The organism is Pseudomonas sp. PF05 (assembly GCF_056521845.1).
The window spans coordinates 221698-240229 of record NZ_JBWLPW010000002.1 but is presented as its reverse complement, the minus strand read 5'-3'; the positions used below and the strand labels follow the sequence as shown (position 1 = coordinate 240229).

Annotated in this window: 12 protein-coding genes; 6 read left to right on the top strand and 6 right to left on the bottom strand. The window is 60.7% G+C overall.

What is annotated here, in order from left to right; all coding sequences use genetic code 11:
- Positions 1-36 precede the first annotated feature (36 nt).
- Entirely contained in the window at positions 37-951 is a 915-nt protein-coding gene (locus AC09SL_RS06100) for a LysR family transcriptional regulator (RefSeq protein ID WP_058545883.1), read from the bottom strand.
- A gap of 257 nt (positions 952-1208) precedes the next feature.
- Here AC09SL_RS06100 and AC09SL_RS06095 point away from each other — a divergent pair, with 257 nt between their 5' ends.
- The 4 genes from AC09SL_RS06095 (at position 1209) to pgm (ending at position 7635) form a co-directional block, all read left to right on the top strand.
- Positions 1209-2234, top strand: a complete 1026-nt coding sequence (locus AC09SL_RS06095) for a zinc-dependent alcohol dehydrogenase family protein (RefSeq protein ID WP_058545884.1) — start codon at positions 1209-1211, stop codon at positions 2232-2234.
- A 678-nt stretch (positions 2235-2912) separates the two neighbouring features.
- Positions 2913-4403: a hypothetical protein gene (locus AC09SL_RS06090; RefSeq protein ID WP_058545885.1), complete on the top strand. Its 1491-nt coding sequence runs from the start codon at positions 2913-2915 to the stop codon at positions 4401-4403.
- Positions 4404-4499: 96 nt separating this feature from the next.
- Complete coding sequence (locus AC09SL_RS06085; RefSeq protein ID WP_058545886.1) at positions 4500-5897, top strand: aminotransferase-like domain-containing protein; 1398 nt, start codon at positions 4500-4502, stop codon at positions 5895-5897.
- 91 nt (positions 5898-5988) lie between these two features.
- Complete coding sequence (gene pgm / locus AC09SL_RS06080; RefSeq protein WP_058545887.1) at positions 5989-7635, top strand: phosphoglucomutase (alpha-D-glucose-1,6-bisphosphate-dependent); 1647 nt, start codon at positions 5989-5991, stop codon at positions 7633-7635.
- Between the two features lie 176 nt (positions 7636-7811).
- Here pgm and AC09SL_RS06075 read toward each other — a convergent pair whose 3' ends face one another.
- Complete coding sequence (locus AC09SL_RS06075) at positions 7812-8507, bottom strand: pirin family protein (RefSeq protein WP_058545888.1); 696 nt, start codon at positions 8505-8507, stop codon at positions 7812-7814.
- Between the two features lie 237 nt (positions 8508-8744).
- On the opposite strand from AC09SL_RS06075, the gene AC09SL_RS06070 reads away from it, so the two are divergent.
- Complete coding sequence (locus AC09SL_RS06070) at positions 8745-11216, top strand: UvrD-helicase domain-containing protein (protein ID WP_058545889.1); 2472 nt, start codon at positions 8745-8747, stop codon at positions 11214-11216.
- Between the two features lie 138 nt (positions 11217-11354).
- On the opposite strand, the gene AC09SL_RS06065 is transcribed toward AC09SL_RS06070, so the two are convergent.
- Positions 11355-11792 carry an Lrp/AsnC family transcriptional regulator gene (locus AC09SL_RS06065; protein WP_003202176.1) on the bottom strand — a complete coding sequence of 146 codons (438 nt, stop codon included), beginning with the start codon at positions 11790-11792 and terminating at the stop codon, positions 11355-11357.
- A gap of 133 nt (positions 11793-11925) precedes the next feature.
- Here AC09SL_RS06065 and AC09SL_RS06060 point away from each other — a divergent pair, with 133 nt between their 5' ends.
- Positions 11926-12819, top strand: coding sequence for a DMT family transporter (locus AC09SL_RS06060; protein ID WP_058545890.1), 894 nt, complete (start codon positions 11926-11928; stop codon positions 12817-12819).
- A 19-nt stretch (positions 12820-12838) separates the two neighbouring features.
- Here AC09SL_RS06060 and AC09SL_RS06055 read toward each other — a convergent pair whose 3' ends face one another.
- The 3 genes from AC09SL_RS06055 to AC09SL_RS06045 form a co-directional block, all read right to left on the bottom strand.
- Complete coding sequence (locus AC09SL_RS06055; RefSeq protein WP_058545891.1) at positions 12839-14464, bottom strand: NADP-dependent glyceraldehyde-3-phosphate dehydrogenase; 1626 nt, start codon at positions 14462-14464, stop codon at positions 12839-12841.
- 298 nt (positions 14465-14762) lie between these two features.
- The gene (locus tag AC09SL_RS06050; protein ID WP_058545892.1) at positions 14763-15680 is read right to left on the bottom strand and encodes an autotransporter domain-containing protein; all 918 of its coding nucleotides are present in this window, start codon (positions 15678-15680) and stop codon (positions 14763-14765) included.
- Between the two features lie 294 nt (positions 15681-15974).
- The gene (locus tag AC09SL_RS06045) at positions 15975-18395 is read right to left on the bottom strand and encodes an autotransporter family protein (protein ID WP_064106819.1); all 2421 of its coding nucleotides are present in this window, start codon (positions 18393-18395) and stop codon (positions 15975-15977) included.
- Between the last annotated feature and the right edge of the window lie 137 nt (positions 18396-18532).

Sequence of the window (18532 nt, the reverse complement as noted above, 5' to 3'; positions counted from 1 at the left end):
TTGAAGCCGGGCAAAAAGACCGTGTTGTCAGTCCTTTCAAAGACTATCCGGATCCCCGAAAAACATCTGAATCCGCGACCGCAACCAGCGCTCCCCAGGGTCGTTGTCCTGGGAGCCGCGCCAGGCCATGTGCAGCTCGAAGCTGCGCACCGGTATGGGCGGGTCTTCGGCGCGGACGCCGCCGGCGGCGGTCAGCGCGTCGGCAGTGTAGTCGGGTACGGTGGCGATGATGTCGGTGCCCGACAGCAGCGTGCTCAGGCCGTTGAATTGCGGCACGGCCAGCACCACGTGGCGCTTGCGCTCGAGTTTGGCCAGTTCTTCGTCGATGAAGCCGCTCAAGTCACCGGCGAAGGACACCAAGGCATGGGGACGAGCGCAGAACTCGTCCAGGGTCAGACGTCCCGGCGCGGTGTCGGCTCGCAACACCTTGGGCAAGCTGCGTCGCAGGACCTTGCGCTTGGCGTTGGCCGGCAGGTCGTCGGTGTAGCTGACGCCGATGGAGATTTCACCGGATGCCAGCAAACCGGGCATCAAAATATAGTTGACCCGGCGCACCACCAGCACAATGCCGGGCGCTTCGGCCCGCAGGCGTTTGAGCAGCATCGGCAGCAGGGCGAATTCGGCGTCGTCCGACAAACCAATGCGAAACACCGAGGTGCTGGTGGCCGGGTCGAATTCCGCCGCACGGCTGACCGCCGTGGAAATCGAATCCAGGGCCGGGGAGAGCAGGGCGAAGATCTCGACCGCCCGGGCCGAAGGCTCCATGCTGCGGCCGGTACGTACGAACAACGGGTCATCGAACAGGCTGCGCAGGCGCGATAGCGCGGCGCTGATGGCCGGCTGGCCTAGGAACAGTTTCTCGGCCGCGCGAGTCACACTGCGTTCATGCATCAATGTTTCGAACACGATCAACAGGTTCAGATCGACACGCCGCAGGTCATTACGATTCATCTGGAGTCCTGGCAGATTCGGCAAGCTTGACGTGAGCGGCCATATGGGAACAATGGCCGGCATGAATCTTACGGGGAAAGGCTGGTACTCTGCACCGGCTAATTGAGTTTTCTTAGGTTAAGTCCTACAGGATTGGTTGGTTTTTCTTGCTGCGGAATCAATGACAGGCATGTCGACTATTAATAGCCACTGATGGTCTTGGGCACAAAGCCCGGATAGAGTTCATGGCATTAGAGGTTACTTTGACGAGGTTTGCGATGTCCCGCACGATCCGTTTTCACAAGTTTGGTGGTGCCGAGGTGCTCAAATGCGAAGAGCATGCGGCGGCTCTTCCTGCGCCAGGAGAAGTGCAGGTCCGCGTCGAAGCGATCGGCATCAGTTGGTACGACATCTTGTGGCGCCAGAACCTGGCGTCGTCCCAGGCGCGCCTGCCTTCGGGCCTGGGTCATGAAATGGCCGGTGTGGTAACGGCCGTTGGCGACGGCGTCGATGATTTGGCCGTGGGCGACAAGGTCGCCAGTTTCCCGGCCGAGAGCCCGAACGATTATCCGGTGTACGGTGAAGTCATCGTGCTGCCACGCACCGCCCTGACCCGTTATCCCGACGTGCTCAGCCCGATCGAAGCCGCTGTGCATTACACGCCACTGCTGATCGCGTATTTCGCCTACATGGACCTGGCGCGGGTCAAGCCGGGGCAATTCGCCCTGGTTACCGATGCCAGTCATTGCGCCGGTCCTTCCTTCGTACAACTGGGCAAGGCCCTGGGTGTGCGGGTGATCGCCGCTACCAAGACGGCTGACGAGCGTGAGTACCTGTTATCGCTGGGCGCCGAGAAGGTCATCGTCACCGAAGAGCAGGACTTGCTGATGCAAATCAACAAGCTCACCGACAACCGTGGCGTCGATGTGGTATTCGACGGTCTCGGCGGGCCGCAGATGTCGCTGCTGGGCGACGTGCTGGCACCGCGCGGCAGCCTGGTGCTGTATGGCTTGCAGGGCGGCAACCAGACGCCGTTTCCAGCCTGCGCGGCGTTCCAGAAGAACATTCAGTTCTTTGTGCACTGCATCGGCAATTTCACCGGCAAGCCGGAACTGGGCATTCTCCAGGACCAGGTGGCCTTGCAACGAGCACTGCGCGATATCAACCAACTGACCGCCGACCGTGTGCTGCTGCCACTCAAAACTCGGGTCTTCCCGTTTTCCGAGTTTGTCGAGGCTCATCGTTACATGGGTGAATGCCCTTGCCGTGAGCGTGTTGCCCTTCAGGTCGTCGACCCGGCCTGAACCCTGTCTTGCGCAAGAGTCATCACCCGGGCTCTTGCGCTGCCTTCGTCCTGACACTCCCTCCTTTCTTACGGCACCTCCTGCCTGGCGGTGCTGCGTTCGTACCTCACCTTTCGCGTCTTCAATGGCCTGTCACGGTTCGTTCAAGACTGAAACGGTCTGTCGGCCAACATCTGAACTGGTTTTTGCCCTCAATCTGTATCTTCTAATCATTGTTTAAGTCTTGATAATTGAACGCTGATTTCCATATCAAGGAAGAAGTCGTGGTGCGGTATAACTTTTTCGAAGGTTTTCATCCTTCAAGATGCATTCAAGGGGCAATGAGCATTAATGGGTGCGAGGCTATCTATCGACTCTGGGGAAAACAGGGTGGGGTAGAGGGTCAATTGAAGTTCGGCAAGTTCTTTGTTTCTCGTACTCATTGTCTGTGGGACGTTGTCGGAATTCTCCTAGGACGTACCCTGCGGTCGGTTAGGTCCCCGGTTTCCGCTGCTTTCGGCGGGAGTGCGATGGGGTGTGATCCGACTCTCAGTATATGTATCAAATAATTACGACAGGCAATGCTTGAGCGTATTGCTAATACTCTTTGAGTGCTAGAACAACCATCTAGACCAACACGTCGCGCAGTCACGTTGGTGCGGATGCGACGCCGATAGTTGAATTTCCAGGTAAATGGCTATGAGTGCAATTCATGAGCAGGCAATGACTCACGTGTATCAACAGATACTGCAACGACTGTTGGGTTTTTATTCCCGGGCAGAACGTACCGCGTTGCAGCTTTTGATCCAGCGTTTAATTGTCGCCGCCGGAGGCATCGAGCGGATTGGCGATTATCGCGTGTTGACGGTCCAGAACGGGAGCAGGGAAAGTTTTTACGTGCTGACCGCCTTGCGGGCCGCACAACTGAGTATCGCGGGGCGGCATCCGACGACCTTCGCCTTGCGCGTCGCCACGCCACGCCTGAGCGAAACCACCCAGGCGACCCTGGAAAACATCCACCGCTGCTACAGCGCGCTGTTTGTCTACGATGATCCCCGGGTCGAATTGCTGATGGCGGATAACCGCGAGGTGTTGCCGTTCAATCACCGCCAGCCCTTGTCGGTGGCCGGCCACGAAGCCAATCGCATGGACCTGCTGGTCCTGGGACACCTTCGTACGGTCGACGGCCCGTTGGAGATTGGCGACGACGGCTACCTGGCGATGGCCGAGTTCTATCGGCACATGGCCCGCTGGGAGTCGGGCGTGGATTCGTTGGTCAGCAGCGATACACCGCGCCAGCAAAAACAATTCATATCGGGCCTTCGCCGCGCGACCCGCAAGATCGGCCTGCTGACCGACCATGCCTGCGGCTTCGACAACCTCTTCGCCCACCTCGATACCCTGGGCGGCAATGTCTACCGGCATTTCTACGGGCCGGAGCGCCTCGGTGCCTGGAAGCCCGAGGGGCACTTCGAGGCGTGCCGACGAGTAGGCCATGTCGGCATCGACGACCTGATCGTCGATCGTTCGGAGGGAACCAACTGGCCGCTCTTCAATGAGTTCCTGCGGGTGCAGACCGAAGGGCTTGTCCCATCGGCGCCCGAAAACGAATACCTCAGCCCGCTGTTGTCGGCTCATTTGCACGGCCTGCAGGCCTGCTACGTGCACGGACGCAGCTATGAAACGGGATACGGGGACTACACACAGCGGGCGATCATGATCATGCATCGCAAGCAACTGCCGGAACACGCCTGCGAACAGGCTCGGGCGCTGTTCGGCTCACCGTCATCGATTCCCGAACGTCGTGCCTACGCCGCCCTTGAAGCGCAAAAGCTCCTGGGGCTCAGCGAAACGCAACTGGTGTGCATGCTGTTTGCTCCCTTCGTGGGGCAGGGCGCGGGCCTGGAGCATTTCCTGCGGTGCTGCCACCCTGGCATGCTGGTGGCGATGCCGGACCTGCACAAGGCCATGCAGGGCGCGACCGTCGCCGATCAGATAGCGCAGTGGATGGTCGATGTCAGCGGCCTGCCCATCGACATCCTTGGCAAGCTGTACCGGGCGAGTGTCTCTCTGCCGGAACAACCGGAAATTGCCCCAGGCACCGATCTGCGGCAGGCCATTGACGGGGCCGACACTTCAGAAGCCGGGCCTGCCGTCGATGGGCTGCATGAACGCTCGGCAAGGCATTGAGGAACGAGGTTTGACGGATTCATCTACCTCATCCCCAGTCCTTGTACCCGACGTTGCGACTGGGTCGGCTGCGACCCGCTCTCCTGGCCTGAGCCGATGAGAGGCTGCCGGGAGACAGACTTCGCCTACCAGGCGGTTTATCGCTACCTGACCACGCTGATCAACGAGCTGGAGGTTGATGCACGGGTTCGCCTGCCGTCGCTGCGGCAACTGGCCGAGCGCCTGAACGTGTCGATATCGACCATCCAGTACGCCTATTCGTTGCTGGAAAAGGAAGGGCGGGTCTATTCGATCGCCAAGTCCGGTTACTACGCGCTGCCAGTGCCCAGCATGACCACCCTTGACGGCGGGGATGATTTGCTCGAGACCCTGTACGTCAATGCCCGACGGCCAGGCATGCAGGTGCTCAGTGCGGATGAGCCGGCGTCGATGCAGCCATTGGACAGCCCGCTGTTGCTGCTCGAGCGCGAACTGCTGCGCCAGTACCCACGCTCCTCGCAGACACCCTCGCAACCCTGGGGCGAGCTGGAGCTTCGCGCCGCGCTGGCGGCCCGCTACACCTCTTCGCCGGCCCGTTGCTGGAATGCCGATGACGTCTACATTGGCGCCGACCTGCGGGGCGTCCTGGAGATCCTGATCGCGGTGCTGGCACTGAGGGGGGCCGTAGTGCTGATCGAATCGCCCTGCGACTGGACGGTGTTGCGCCTGCTGCAGGCGGCGGAGGTCAAGGTCATCGAGCTGCCACTGCTGGCCGGCGGGGAACTCGACGTCAAGCAACTGGAACAACTGCTGGTGAACGAAACGGTACGCCTGGTGGTGTTGTCGTCAGTCTTGAACATGCCGGGGGGAACGCTCGTTCCTGAAGAGAACCGGCGTGCCATTGCGCATCTGCTGGAGCGGCACGGGACCTGGGTGCTGGAGAACGACAGCCATACAGACCTGGCGTTCGAGGCAAGGGGGACGCCTTTTCGAGACTTGCTCGACCCGGACCGGCTGATCGTCTACTCGACGTTCGAGAAAACCATCGGGCCAGAGGCGCCGTATGGCTACGTGTTGTCGCGCCAGTTGACCCTGCACCTGCAGCGGCATTTCCTGTTGCGTGCGTTTCGCCTGTCGCCGATTCGCCAGAAAGCCATCGCCCGGCTGTACAGCAACGGTCGGATTGACCAGCATTTGCTGATCTTGCGCCGCCTGCTGCGCGAAAGTGCGGTGTCGACCACACAATTGCTGCGTGAGCGGCTGGGAGACAGCCTGCAATGGGCAGAACCCCAAGGTGGCGCGACGATCTGGATGCAGTCGACGCGACAGGTTGACTTGCGGCGGGTTTTCCATCGGTTGCTTGCCCAGCGAATCGTCATCGCGCCAGGGGAGCTGTTCAGTCTCCAGGGGCTGTATGCGCAGCATATGCGCCTGACCCATGCCCTGACCGGGCCACAGGACATGGATGCTGCGCTCTGTGCGCTGGCCGATGCCTTGAGGCTGGAACAAGCGTAATCGGCGGCAATGGATCGAACCCATCGCACCATGGTCGAACTGTCAGTAAACTGCACTCCATTTACCGAGCCATTCCACTCAGAGGTTTTGCATGACAGTCAGTCCATTTGCGGGCAAGCCGGCACCGGCAGAGTTGTTGATCGATATCCCGCGACTGGTGACGGCCTACTACACCGGCCGACCCGATGCCTCGATTGCGACCCAGCGTGTGGCTTTCGGCACCTCCGGCCACCGTGGCAGCTCCTTCGACCTGGGCTTCAACGAGTGGCACGTGTTGGCCATCAGCCAGGCGATCTGCCTGTACCGTGAAGCCCAGGGCATCAACGGGCCACTGTTCGTCGGTATCGACACCCACGCGCTGTCGACCCCGGCGGGTGCCAGCGCGCTGGAAGTATTTGCGGCCAACGGTGTCACCGTCATGATCGCCGAGGGCGATGAATACACCCCGACACCGGCGGTTTCCCACGCCATTCTCTGCTACAACCGTGGCCGCACCTCGGGATTGGCGGACGGTATCGTCATCACGCCGTCCCACAACCCACCGCAAAGTGGCGGCTACAAGTACAACCCTACCAACGGTGGCCCGGCCGATACGCACATCACCAAATGGATCGAAGCCAAGGCTAACGAGCTGCTGGCCAACCAGCTCGCCGGCGTCAAGCGCGTCAGCTACGAGCAAGCCCTGAAGGCCGACACCACCCACCGTCACGACTACGTCAACACCTACGTGGCGGACCTGATCAATGTCATCGATTTCGATGCCATCCGCGCCGCCGGGCTGCATCTGGGCGTCGATCCGTTGGGTGGCGCAGGCGTGCGCTACTGGCCGGCCATTGCCGAGCATTACCGCCTGGACCTGGAAGTGGTGAACACCCACGTGGACTCCACTTTCCGTTTCATGACCGTCGACTGGGACGGGCAGATCCGCATGGACCCATCCTCCAGCCATGCGATGCAAGGGCTGATTGGCCTGAAAGAGCGTTTCGACGTGGCCTTTGCCTGCGACCCGGACCATGACCGCCATGGCATCGTGACGCCGTCCGGCGGCCTGTTGGCGCCGAACAATTACCTGGCGGTCTCCATCGACTACCTGTTCCAGAATCGCCCGCAATGGCGCGCCGATGCGGCCGTGGGCAAGACGGTGGTCAGCAGCGGCCTGATCGATCGCGTGGCCAAGCGCCTGGGTCGGCGCCTCTATGAAGTGCCGGTGGGCTTCAAGTGGTTTGCCGACGGCCTGTTCGATGGATCCCTGGGCTTTGGTGGTGAAGAAAGTGCCGGTGCTTCGTTCTTGCGCAAGGACGGCGGCGTCTGGAGCACCGACAAGGACGGCCTGATCCCGGCGTTGCTGGCGGCTGAAATGACGGCGCGCACTGGTCGCGACCCGAGCCAGGCCTACCGGGCATTGACTGACGAGCTGGGCGAGCCGTTCTCGGTACGCGTCGATGCCAAGGCCAGCCCGCAGCAGAAGGCGCTATTGAGCAAGCTGTCGCCCGATCAGGTGGCCTCCACCGAACTGGCCGGGGAGAAGATCCAGAATATCCTCAGCCACGCACCGGGTAATGACCAGGCCATCGGCGGCCTGAAGGTGATGACCGAAAACGGCTGGTTCGCGGCGCGCCCATCCGGAACCGAGGATATCTACAAGATCTACGCCGAGAGCTTCATTGGCGATGCGCACCTCAAGCAATTGGTGGCTGAGGCGCAAACGTTGGTGGATGGGGCTATCACCAGCAAGTGATGCAAGTGCAAGTGATGCTAGTGATGTGAACTTGTGGCGAGGGAGCTTGCTCCCGCTGGGGTGCGCAGCAGCCCCGCTTTTTTTGGCGGTCGCTGCGCAACCGAGCGGGAGCAAGCTCCCTCGCCACAAGGGCTGCAAGCGCTACAAGGGCCCCAGCGCTGCTAGTGTTGCAGGGTTCAGGCCAGGTCGACGAGCACGATTTCGCTGTCTTCAATGGCGGTCACCCGCAATACCCGTTCATCTTCAATCGCAACACCGTCTCGAGCTTGTGCACGCAAACCATTGATTTCTATCAATCCAGTGGCTGGCACAAGATAAGCTCGACGCGCGGCGTCCAGTCGATACTCTGCACTTTCACCCGCCTTGAGATTGGCCGCTACCAATCGTGCGTCGGCGCGAATGCGCAAGCTTTGGTCATCGCCGGCCTTGCCACTGGCCAGGGTCACGAAGCCTTCGCGCGAGTCCTTGGGAAACGGCTTGGCGCCCCATGACGGCGCCAGGCCTTGTTCGTTGGGGATGATCCATATCTGGAAAATGCGGGTGGCCGTCGATTCCAGGTTGTATTCGCTATGGGCAATCCCGGTGCCTGCGCTCATGACCTGTACATCACCCGCTTGCGTACGGCCTTTGTTGCCCAGATTGTCCTGGTGGCTGATTGCGCCTTCGCGCACATAGGTGATGATTTCCATGTCTCGGTGCGGGTGTTGGGGAAAGCCGCTGCCGGGCGCGATGACATCATCGTTCCAGACCCGCAAGTTGCCCCAATTCATACGCCGTGGGTCGTAATACTCGGCGAACGAAAAATGGTGGTGGGCATCCAGCCAGCCGTGGTTGGCGGCGCCCAAGGTGGCGAAGGGCCTGAGTTCGAGCATGGTCGTGTCCTTTTCCGCTGAGCAGCGAAAGCGATGGTTGATGGGCCTATTTTCGCCAAGAGAAACATCGATAAAAAGCGTAAAAAACGCGTCAAAGCTATCGTGTACTTAGATATAAAACCGCGAGCCAACTTTCACTTCATCGCCTAAACCCATGACTTAAAAGCTTTTGGGTGGAACCCGGCGGCAAATACAGACACCATAGCCGTCATGGTTCATGAACACCGGAGTCCCAGCGTGGCGCAACACACTCCCGATCTTCCCCCCGAGCTTTTATCCTTGGCCCAGATGCCGCTGTTCAAGCGCCTGGCCGCCCGATTCTTCGGCCATGGCCTGACACGCCTGCGAGCCCAGCATCGCGCCTCTTGGTTGCATGGCCAGGCCGACGGTTTCCGTAGCGGTCATACCGCCGGTTTTGACTATGGCTACAAAGAAGGCCGGGCCGAAGGGCTTGAGGAGGGCCGTCAGGTCCTGTTGATCCGTGATTCGCGCAGCACGGAGCATCCGGCACCGCAGGTTGATGATCTGCTGTTCGATGACTGGCGCCTGCCGCTGACCGCCGAGCTGAAGAAACGCATCAAGACAGATATCGCCCGATTGCTACCGGCGCATGCACAACCCAGTGCCGCGCAATGGAAGATGATTTTCAGCGACACGCCCTCGACCTCGGTGGTCGCAGGGGCCGGCGCGGGCAAATCCACCACCCTGGTGCTGCGCATTGTGCTGTTGTCCCATTACCTGGGTTTCGAACTGGACTCGATGACCGTGGTGACGTTTACCCGGGAATCGCGCAAGGATTTCATCCAGAAGCTGATCGAAGTGTTTGCCCTGTGGGGACGAACCGTCAGCCTCAAGGAAGCTCGGGACCTGGTGCGCACGTTCCATTCGCGCATCTTGCCCATGGTTCGCAGCCTGCCCGGGTTCGAGCGGCTCCAGGCCTTCGAGACCCTGAGTCATCGCGCCGAAGCGAGTGACGATGATGCCCAGGGCAATCCTTTTGATTTGCGCATCAACGACGCTCAGCGCCAGCAACTCAACGCCTGTTATCACAATCTTTACCAACGTGACGCGCGTTTCCGTGAGCTGATCCTGCCGTTGTCCCGCCACGCACTGCAGCTCAAGGCGCTGGAGCGCGATCACCCGGACGTGCAAAAACGGGTCGCCGTGACCGAGCTGGCAGCCCAGCGCGACGAAGAATTGTGCGACGCCGTCGAAGACCTCTGGTTTCGCGCCGGTGCCTGGCCGATCAAGGGTATCGAGCCGAAGCGACAGACGTTCGAGATCAATGGTTCGACGTTCCACTGTCATGGCTACGCACCTTCCCTGGATGCCTGGGTGATATTGGGCTTCGATCCACGGGAAGACGCCCGGCTCAGTCGTCCGGGCGCCAAGTTGAGCATCCGCGCAGAATGGGCCGTCAAGCGCACCTTGTTTCAAGCTTTCTGCCGTAAGCCATTGATCTGGCTTGAAAGTTACGACGCATCCAAGCGTGTATTAGCCTCAATGGCCGGCGATGCCAGCGCCGGGCCGGGGTTCGACTACAAGGTCAAGGGTGAGCTGGGTTCAGCGCCATTGCTGGACTGTTTTGTCGCGGCGGCAGGCTTTATCGAGAACCTTGGCCTGGACGTCCCGGATGCCGTGGGCCAGATGTCCTTTGCCCAGGATGACCCTGATCGGTATTTTTTCGAGGCGCTGAGTCGCTACTGGCGGGCATTCGAAGACCATCTGCTCGACCAATCACCGCCGGTGATGACCTACAACCGCATGTTTGCGCTGTTCAGCGAGCACTCGCCGGAAAACTTCAAGCTGTTGGGGGATACGTTGCTCAGGCCGCTTTCGCACCTGATGATCGACGAATTCCAGGACGTGTCGCCGCAGATCGTCTCCTGGCTGCGAGCCAGTCTGCGGGAAATACGCAGCCGTGGTCCCGCGATGCACGTGGGACGCGGCGCCCAGCGCTCTTCATTGTTGTGTGTCGGGGACGATTGGCAGTCGATCTATGGCTGGCGCGGCAGTTCACCGAGCTATTTCATGGCATTCAACAAGCAATTCCCGTCGCCGACGACGACCCGGGTCATGCTCACTGACAACTACCGCAGCCACCAACACATCATCGATGCGGCTGAGCATATTGTTCGTGCCGCTGCGGCTATCCCAGGTAAGAAGGCCAAGGCCAGCGGTGTGTCTCGCTCGCTGAGCCCGGTCAATGTGTTGGAACGAGACGACGAAGGGCTGGCGCGGCGACTGGATGAGCACTACCGCAAGGGCGATTCGATCTTGATGCTGTATCGAAAAAGCAGCGATAAGCTATTGATAGAAAAGTATATTCAGACGACAGTTAATGTGGATTCTAACTTGCCGTACGAGGCGCGACGGCTCAGGCAAATGACCTACCACAGCGCCAAGGGGCTCCAGGCCGATGCGGTGTTCCTGCTGGGCGACTGCCAGCACCTGGGCAGTTCACCCTATAAGAACCAGGTCTATCGAATGGCCGGGCTGGGCCAGGACGGTGACGCCGACCCCTACGACTCGGCGCAAAAGGACGAAATCCTGCGCCTGGCGTATGTGGGCATCACTCGGGCGGTGCAGCACTGTTACTGGTACGTCGATGGCCAGGACGGCCAGGCGGCCAATGGGCCCAAGGCCTCGGATCGTATCGCCGGGGACAAGCCCTTTTTTGCTGACCACCGGCGTGTTCGTAAAGGATAAGGCTTGGTGTGTATATCCGTTGCGACGGTAACCCTGTGGGAGCGAGCTTGCTCGCGAAGGCGATGTCACTGTCGACAAAGGTGTTGAATATACTGGCCTCTTCGCGAGCAAGCTCGCTCCCACAGGGGGAATACGTTCTTACGCCATCGGCGGCAACCGCCGCTTGACGGGCGTCTTCTTGACGATGGCCGTATTGGTTTCGGCGTGGACATTGAGTTTGTCCAGCAAGGTATCCAGCTGTTCCATCGAGCGCACGTGCAGGCGGGCGATGAAGCAGTCGTCGCCGGTCACCTTGTCGCATTCGGTGAATTCAGCGATGGCCTGGATCTGCCGCTCCACTTCCTGTAACTGACCCGGCAGCGGGCGGATACGTACGATGGCCTGGAGTTGATAGCCGAAGCACTTGGGGTCCACCTCGACGGTGTAACCCCTGAGCACGCCACGTTCTTCGAGCCGGCGCAGGCGCTCGGCGACACTGGGGGAGGACAGGCCGCTGAGGTTTGCCAGGGCCTTGAGTGAGCGTCGGGAATCTTCCATCAGGGCGCTGATGAGGATCTGATCAATATCGTCAGTCATTTCAACTCCATTAGGCGAATGTGCGAAGTTGCCTTGATTAAAAAGGTAAAAATTCAGTTTAGCCTTTTTCAAACCATGGAGGAGCCCCCCGTCGGCTCGGCATACTGTGTCCACTTGCTGAAGGAGCCTGAAGATGGACAAGACCTTACGCCGTGGTTCGCTGGAAATGACCGCCGCCATGCTGATCTCCGGAACCATTGGTTGGTTCGTGCTGGTTTCCGGCCTGCCGGTGCTCGATGTGGTGTTCTGGCGCTGCGTGTTCGGCGCCGCGACCTTGCTGTTGATCTGCGCCGGTTTCGGCTTTTTGCGCCCCGGCATTCTTACGCGCACCACCTTCCTGCTGGCAGTACTCAGCGGTGTGGCGATCGTCGGCAACTGGGTGTTGTTGTTTGCCTCTTATTCCCGCGCCTCGATTGCCATCGGCACGGCGGTGTACAACGTCCAGCCGTTCATGTTGGTGGGGTTGGCGGCGTTGTTCCTCAACGAAAAAATCACCGCGCAAAAACTGTTCTGGCTGGCGGTGTCGTTTCTCGGAATGCTGGCCATCGTCAGCGCCCATGGTGAGCAAGGGCAGGGCGGCGGCGACTATCTGCTGGGCATTGCGCTGGCGCTGGGAGCGGCGTTGCTGTACGCCATCGCGGCCTTGATCATCAAGCGCCTGACCGGTACGCCACCTCATCTGATCGCGCTGATCCAGGTCAGCACCGGCGTGTTGCTGTTGGCGCCCTGGGCAAACTTCTCGGCGTTACCGCAACACGCCCAAGCCTGGGCCAGCCTGCTGACCCTGGGCATGGTGCACACCGGCGTGATGTACGTGTTGCTGTACAGCGCCATTCAACGGTTGCCGACCGCGTTGACCGGGGCGCTGTCGTTCATCTACCCGATCGCGGCGATCTTCGTCGACTGGTTCGCCTTTGGCCATCGTCTGGAGCCGCTGCAATGGCTGGGCGTGGCAGCGATCCTGCTGGCAGCCGCCGGCATGCAACAGGGCTGGGGCATCAAGTCGCGGCGCCCAGCGCTGTCGTAGCCCACCGTTCGGGCTTGGATCAGAAGATGTAGTCAGTGGTCAGGAAGTTGGAATCGCGCTCCCGGATAATATCGCTGATCAACGCCTTGTTGCTGTCCTGGAATTTGGTTGCCACCAGCGTGCGGATGGAAAAAGTGCGCAGTGCATCGTGGACCGACAAGGTGCCCTCGGCTGAGTTCTTGCGACCATTGAACGGGAACGTGTCCGGGCCACGCTGGCACTGGGCGTTGATGTTGATGCGTCCGACCTGGTTGGCGAAGGTGTCCACCAGCTTGCCGACTTCTGCCGGGTGGGTACCGAAAATGCTGAGTTGCTGGCCGAAGTCGGACTCCAGTACGTAATCGATGACGGTATTGAGGTCGCGGTACGGCACGATGGGCACGACCGGGCCGAACTGTTCCTCATGGTAGACCCGCATCGCCGTGTTCACCGGGTACAGCACCGCCGGGTAGAAGAACGAGCTTCGTGATTCGCCACCACGGGCATTCTTCACTTCTGCACCCTTGGCGAGCGCGTCGGCGACCAGCGAATGCAGGTAGTCGACCTTGCCCGCTTCGGGCAATGGTGTCAGCACCACGCCGTCCTCCCAAGGCATGCCGGGTTTCAGGGTGGCGAGCCTGGCGTTGAACTTCTCGATGAACGCTGGCGCCACATCCTCGTGGACAAACAGGATTTTCAGCGCCGTGCAGCGCTGGCCGTTGAATGACAGCGAGCCGGTCAGCGCCTCGTTGACCGCGTTGTCCAGGTCGACGTCCGGCAGCACCAGCCCCGGGTTCTTTGCATCCAGCCCCAGGGCAGCACGCAAGCGGTGCGGACGCGGGTGGAGTTTTTTCAAGTCGCTGGCCGCCTTGTTGGTGCCGATAAAGGCAAAGATGTCGATCTTGCCGCTGGCCATCAGCGCGCTGACAGTTTCGCGGCCACTGCCGTAGATCACGTTGATCACGCCGGCCGGGAAGCTGTCGCGGAAAGCTTCGAGCAGTGGCCGCACCAGCAGGACGCCGAGCTTGGCTGGCTTGAACACGACGGTGTTGCCCATGATCAAGGCCGGGATCAGCGTGGTGAAGGTTTCGTTCAGCGGATAGTTGTAGGGCCCCATGCACAAGGCCACGCCCAGGGGCACGCGGCGGATCTGTCCCAGGGTGTCCTGCTCGAGCTCGAAACGGCTGGAACGTCGGTCCAGCTCCTTGAGGGCATTGATAGTGTCGACGATGTAGTCGCAGGTGCGATCGAATTCCTTCTGGGAATCCTTGAGGTTCTTGCCGATTTCCCACATCAGCAACTTGACCACGGTCTCACGTTGCTCGCGCATGCGTGCCAGAAAGGCTTCCACGTGGCGAATGCGCTCGGCGACGCGCATCGTTGGCCACTGGCCCTGGCCGCGATCATAAGCGCGCACGGCGGCGTCCAGGGCGGTGAGGGCAGTATCGGCATCCAGCAGGGGCGTGCTGCCGAGAATCACCTGTTCATCGCCCAGCTCACCCTTCAGGTAAACGGGGCTGCGGACGACCGCCAATGGCCCTTGCCAGGTTTCCAGGACGCCGTCGACCAGGTATTCGCGCTGTTCGATCTGGTCTTCGAGGCGGTAGGCGTCCGGGATGTCGGCGGCGTTGGGAAACAGGTTGGCAAGGAAGGGGGCTGTGGTCATGTCGTTACTCCATCAATGAAATGAGCCAGGGGCAGACGGCTTGCAGGTATAAATCGCTTTTAGCGTTATACGCCTTAATGGAGGTGTTTTTTAAGTGGCGGCAGATTGCTTGCGCCGGGCTTGTGTAGGAGCTGCCGAAGGCTGCGATCTTTTGATCTTTTGATCTTTTGATCTTTCGCTTGAGATTCAAGCGTCAGGGGAAAGATCGCAGCCTCGTTGCACTCGACAGCTCCTACACAGCTCCTACACAGCTCCTACACAGCTCCTGCACGCGGGGGCATCGATTACTGAATTGGCATTACCAACGCATCCGCACCCCCATGCTGGTAATGATGCCGTTGAGGTCGTTGTCGTCGACGTCACTGCTGTAGTCGGCACTGACATACAGGCTTACCGCTGGCGTGACCCGGGCCACCAGGCCCAGGCCGACTTCAACGGTGGAGGATTTTCGGCTGCTGCTGATCTTGTCGACCTTACCCAGGGACAAGGTATCGGCGTTCTGGACGGTGTGCCATAGGCTGGTTCGCACATAGGGCTCCACGCCGAGGCTGTTGACTCGGTAATTGCCTTTGAGTCGTGCTCCGACGCGGCCGCTCCAGCTGCTCAGTTCGTTGCCCGTGCCGCTCTGGGCATTGGGTGTATCGAGGGTGATGCGTTGATTGATCAACTGTGCCTGGGGTTCGACGACCCAATGGGTCCCGATGCCGATCGGAAAGCCGCCTTCGACCGACAGCGTCACCGCATTGCCTTCGGTGGCCTGGCGTTGGCCTTGTTCGGTTCGGCTGTAGCCATTGACCCGGCCACCGCTGGCGCTCAGGTCCACGTGCCAGCCTGCGGGGCCGGTCAGGCTCCAGTAGGCGCCGAGGCTCGAGCCTTTCAGGTTCAGGGCATCTTTGTCCGGTTCGGCCAGCGCCGGCGCCACCAGCAGGCCGCTGCCCGTTGAAATGATCTGGTTTTGTCCACTGATCAGCCCCATGCGCTGGGTATGGCCGCTGTCGTTTCGCAATGTGAACAGGGCGGGGCTCTTGCCGGAAGCGGGGTCACTGCTGGAAGAATCGGTATTGAGGTGGCCGGACTGTGCCCGGCCATACCAGGGCTGCGCTGTCTCCTCGGCAGGCCAGGCTTGTACCTCCATGGATGAAAGCAGTAACAACGAAGTGGAGAGGGTGTGGAGGGTGGCAGTGGAGATCTCTTGTGGACGGAAGGACGTTTTCATGGGGGCCTGCCTTGCAATCGCATGCGTTTCTCGCTTTTTGGCGTCTCTCCTACCCCGAATGAGGGGCGACCGAATGAATTGAGGCAAGCCTCTGGCGGCCCGTCTTGACGGGTTCCAGAGGCCTGCCCCTGACTGTATTTCCGGGGGTAGTACGGTGTAGTCAAGAAGACCGATGGCGGTGCGTCAAGAAAATGAACGATGAATGGCAAGATGAAATCAGCACAAATAACACGCTGATTTAAATTGGTTATTCATGCGTATATTTGGGCGTCAAATCACCGTCGCGCACCCTGCCTACCAACTGATCCGCACGCCGAGATTGCCCGCCACACTGCGCTGCTGATGGCTGTCGAGGTTGTTGCTGTAGTCCGCGCTGGCGTACACGCTGACCGTAGGCGCCAGGCTCACGATGACGCCGACGCCCAGGTCGCCAGTGGATGCGCGCTGTTGGGTCTCGATCCGCTCGGTGTCGAAGGTCACCGTATCGGTGCCGGAAAACGTGTGCCAGAGGTTGGCGCGCAGATACGGTTCGACGGGCATGCCGCTGACCTGGTAGCGGCCCTTGAGGCGAGCACCGAGACGGCCGGTCCAGGCACCGTCGGAATCGAACGCGACCTTGGAGACCCCATCGTTTTGGGTGTCCAGGGAGACCTTCTGGTGGATGAGCTGGACCTGGGGCTCAAGAACCCAGTCGGCCGTCACCGCGAAGGGATAGCCGGCCTCGGCCGAAACGGTCAGGGCGTGCCCGCGATTGTCGATTTTCAGGCCGCGTTCGGAGCGGTTGTCGCCGTTCAGTCGGGTGCCCATTATCACGGCGTCGACGTAGCCGCCAGTGGGATCGGTGAGCGTCCAATAGAGCCCGTAGCTGTCGCCGTCGAGTTCTATCCTGCCGGCGCGTCGGCCTTTGAAACCCAGGTTGAAACCATCGACGTCGCCGTTCAATTCGGTATGGCCGACGAAGAAACCGATGCGCTGGGTCTGCCCATTGGACAGCGGCGAGCTGTACAGGTCATTGCCCACCTGGAAACCCTTGATCGATCCATCGAACCGCGGTGTTACCGTGCCGGCCCAGGTTTGATCCAGGTCTTTGCCATAGACCCGGGCCCAACCTGCGCCGAACGCGCCGTTCTCCGTGAGCAAGCGCTGGTCGCCCTGACGGTCATGGAACGTGCCCAGGGCCATCAAGGTCAGCTGTGCCGCCGCCGGGGGCAGTACCGACCAGGTTGGCACTTCCGGCCGGTACAGAGCAATGGGCGCCGCGCCGGGTACTGCAGCCGGCAACACAGGCAACGTCGGGCTGGACGCTGCTACCGGTCCGGCGACCACGGTGGAGCGCAGGTACCAGTTGTTTGCATTGCCGCTCACGCCGCCCTTGAACAGGCGGTAATCGAACGCGCCGGCCGAGACGGATTGCGCCTGCGAAAAGGCGCCGCTATCACTGACCGCGCCCCCCTGGGCCTGGACCACTTCGATGCCGTCCTGGGTCGTCAACGCGCCCGCGCCGCCCAGGTTTGTGACTGCGATGGCGGTGCTGCCGGTGAGTGTCCCGCCACTGACCACCAGTTTGTCGCTGGGCGAGTCGTCGGCACCCAGTACCGTTTGCAGGCGCAACTGGCCGTTGTTACCGACGTAGTTGCCCTGAACGGTGAGGGTGTCGTTGGTGCGGGTGTTGCCCTGTGCGAGGTCCACCGCGCCGGCGTTGTTGAGCGTAGCCAACTGACCGACAGTAAAAGGAGCAATGATGCCTTGGGTCGACGTGAGCGTGCTGCCGGATTCTATGTTGAGCGTCCCGGTAGCGGTGGCGCTGTCACCCAAGGTCAGGGTGTCGTCAAGGTTCAGTTGCGTACCTTGGGTGAGGTCGATCGTTTCCCAGTTGAGGTAGCGGGCGCCGGTGCTGGAGGTGCTGCCACTGAACGTCAAGACATCCTGGCCCAACCCACCGTTCAGGCTGGGTGTGGTGGCGAGCAGGCTTTCATCGAGGTTGTTCAACAACGCCGTGTCGCTGCCGTCGCCCATCAAAATAGTCGAGTGAATGAGCCCGCCGCTCCACTGCAACTGGTCGTCGCCCGCGCTGGCCCGGACCTCGCCGATGATTTCGCCACCGCTGACGGTAATGCTGTCATTGCCGCCGCTGATACTGACATTGCCGCCGATGCGTCCCGCGGAGAGGATGATGGTGTCCTGGCCAAAACCGGTCACCAGGTTGCCGATGATATTTCCACCGGACATGTCGAAAACATTGTCATCGAGTTTCATGTCGACCCGGCCGATAGTGCCGCCGGTCATCTTCGCAATGTCGCCGTCTTCGAACGCGTCCACGATGGTCCCGCCGCTCATCAAGAATGTATCAAGGCCATCACCTTGTGCCAGGGACAGGATCCTGCCGCCATTCATGGTGAAATCGTCGGCTTGCGAACCTTGCTCGACATCACCGTCAATCACGCCGTTGGCATTGATCACGATGCGGTCGACGCCGGTGCCGAGCGTGACATCGCCGCTAATGACGCCGCTGCCGTTGGCGGGCATGGTCAGGCTGTTGTCACCCGAAAGGTCCGTCAGCCCGGGACTGGTGCCGCTGTCGCAGACATAAGCGTCATCGCCTGCGGTTGGTGTCAGCGTGCAAGCGGCCATGGCGGCCGGGCCGGGTAACAGCAAGGGGGCTGATATCCACACAGCGTTGAACAGCCGATGCAATCCTCTATCGTGCCGAATCATGTGCTATCCCTCTGCATCGGCATCTCGCAAATGCCGGTTTCAGCATCGGTTGCACGACAGATGGCACACAGGGCCTGGCAACGCTCGCTGTATGGGATGGCACCCTAGCAATGAACAGCGGGTGTCGCTACTGTCAG

Excerpts from the sequence above, each read along its gene's own strand:
- AC09SL_RS06055 (WP_058545891.1), bottom strand. The coding sequence starts at position 14,464 with ATGACCACAGCCCCCTTCCTTGCCAACCTGTTTCCCAACGCCGCCGAC.
- AC09SL_RS06050 (WP_058545892.1), bottom strand. The coding sequence starts at position 15,680 with ATGAAAACGTCCTTCCGTCCACAAGAGATCTCCACTGCCACCCTCCAC.
- AC09SL_RS06090 (WP_058545885.1), top strand. The coding sequence starts at position 2,913 with ATGAGTGCAATTCATGAGCAGGCAATGACTCACGTGTATCAACAGATA.
- AC09SL_RS06045 (WP_064106819.1), bottom strand. The coding sequence starts at position 18,395 with ATGATTCGGCACGATAGAGGATTGCATCGGCTGTTCAACGCTGTGTGG.
- AC09SL_RS06060 (WP_058545890.1), top strand. The coding sequence starts at position 11,926 with ATGGACAAGACCTTACGCCGTGGTTCGCTGGAAATGACCGCCGCCATG.
- AC09SL_RS06085 (WP_058545886.1), top strand. The coding sequence starts at position 4,500 with ATGAGAGGCTGCCGGGAGACAGACTTCGCCTACCAGGCGGTTTATCGC.
- AC09SL_RS06065 (WP_003202176.1), bottom strand. The coding sequence starts at position 11,792 with ATGACTGACGATATTGATCAGATCCTCATCAGCGCCCTGATGGAAGAT.
- AC09SL_RS06095 (WP_058545884.1), top strand. The coding sequence starts at position 1,209 with ATGTCCCGCACGATCCGTTTTCACAAGTTTGGTGGTGCCGAGGTGCTC.
- AC09SL_RS06100 (WP_058545883.1), bottom strand. The coding sequence starts at position 951 with ATGAATCGTAATGACCTGCGGCGTGTCGATCTGAACCTGTTGATCGTG.
- pgm (WP_058545887.1), top strand. The coding sequence starts at position 5,989 with ATGACAGTCAGTCCATTTGCGGGCAAGCCGGCACCGGCAGAGTTGTTG.
- AC09SL_RS06075 (WP_058545888.1), bottom strand. The coding sequence starts at position 8,507 with ATGCTCGAACTCAGGCCCTTCGCCACCTTGGGCGCCGCCAACCACGGC.